This window comes from Moorena sp. SIO3I6 (assembly GCF_010672095.1).
In genome coordinates this window covers 1-1,672 of record NZ_JAAHHU010001107.1, presented here as the reverse complement: position 1 = coordinate 1,672, position 1,672 = coordinate 1, and the positions used below count along the sequence as shown (strand labels likewise).

At 44.7% G+C, this 1,672-nt stretch carries 1 protein-coding gene and 1 pseudogene; both read left to right on the top strand.

Going from position 1 to position 1,672, the window contains the following annotated elements; all coding sequences use genetic code 11:
• A pseudogene (locus F6K49_RS46650) lies at window positions 1-543 on the top strand (signal transduction protein); the annotation flags it as partial.
• A gap of 21 nt (window positions 544-564) precedes the next feature.
• Window positions 565-1,672: sister chromatid cohesion protein PDS5 (locus F6K49_RS46645; protein ID WP_293109276.1), on the top strand; the 1,108-nt coding region annotated here is incomplete at its 3' end.

Sequence of the window (1,672 nt, the reverse complement as noted above, 5' to 3'; positions counted from 1 at the left end):
CTTTACAATTGCGCCGTCAAAACCTTGTTAACCTCTTGGGATGCTAACAAAGAAATCAGCAATCAGAAAATATTTAAGTATCTAGATTTCTATGATTTGCGTCGATTGATGGAATTATTGGCTTATTGGATTCATAGCCAAGGAAATAGTGAAGATAACGAAGGCGGCACCTTGATTAACCAAAATGATTTGATTGCTCAGTTGAGTCAGCAGATTAAAACCTTGAAGCAGGTGCATTTATATCAAGCCAAAGAAGAGGCGGAAGTATTTGTAAATTTGATTCGCGATCGCACCGGTTTATTGAATGAGCAGGGGCAAGATTGTTATGCTTTTGTCCATAAGACGTTTCAGGAATATTTGTGTGCTCAGGAGATTAACTATCAAGCGGAGAATGAGTATGATTTTGGAATTGTTTTGAATCATATTCGGCAGCATTTGCATGACTCCCACTGGCTCCAAGTGTTACTATTGCTGATAGCACAACAAAAACCAAAAAATGCCGCGAAGGCAATTCGATCAGTATTTAATAATAATAGTAACTAGGAGAATTGGTTACATATAAATTTGTTATTTGCTGGTAAGTGTTTAGCAGAAGACCCGAAAAATTTGCGTGGTGCTGATAGTGATTTGGTGGAAGAGATTTTAGAGCGCTTGGTTGAGTTAGAGGTGAGTAGTGAGGAGCGAGTTGGCAAAAGGGTTCGCGAGCAGGTTTTTCAGATAATTTGTAGTTTGTATGAAACGGATTTTGAGGGGCAAGCTCTGGAGATGTTGAAGGAGCAATCAGATTTAATTAATGAGATAAGATTGCTGAAATATCGATATGACTTAGGGGATAAAGATCAAGTAGTTACTACATCGCTGGCACGACTAAAGGATGAGAATTCTGATGTGCGTGAGATGGCAGCCAGAGCCTTGGGCAATTTGGTAAACAGTTCAGAAACGGTAGTCAACGCACTGCTAGCAAGGTTTCAGGATGAGAATTCTGATGTGCGTAGGCAGGCGGCCTATGGCTTGGGCAGATTGGGCAAGAGTTCAGAACCAGTAGTCAACGCCCTGCTAGCAAGACTTCAGGATGAGAATTATGTTGTGCGTGGAACGGCAGCCGATGCCTTGGGCAGTTTGGGCAACAGCTCAGAAACTGTAGTTAACGCCATTCTAGTAAGGCTAATGGATAAGCACTTTGAGGTGCGTCGGAACGCAGTCTCAGCTTTGGGAAATTTGGGCAACAGCTCAGAAACCGTAGTCAAGGCCCTTATAGTACGGCTAATGGATGAGAATTCTGATGTGCGTAGTAAAGCAGCGTTGGCCTTAGGCGAGTTGGGTAGCAGCTCAGAAACGTTAGTCAGCGCCCTACTAGCACAGCTAATGGATGAGGATTCTGATGTGCGTTGGAGGGCAGCCTATGCCTTAGGGAAATTGGGCAACAGCTCAGAAACGGTAGTCAGCGCCCTACTAGCACAGCTAATGGATGAGGATTCTGATGTGCGTGGGTGGACAGCGCTGGCCTTGGGGGACTTGGGCAACAGCTCAGAAACCGTAGTCAGCACCCTCCTAGAATGGCTTCAGCATGAGGATTCTTTTTGGCATGGAAACGCAGCCTATGCCTTGGGCAGATTGGGCAACAGCTCAGAAACCGTAGTCAACGCTCTCCTAGCACGGCTTCAAGATCGGA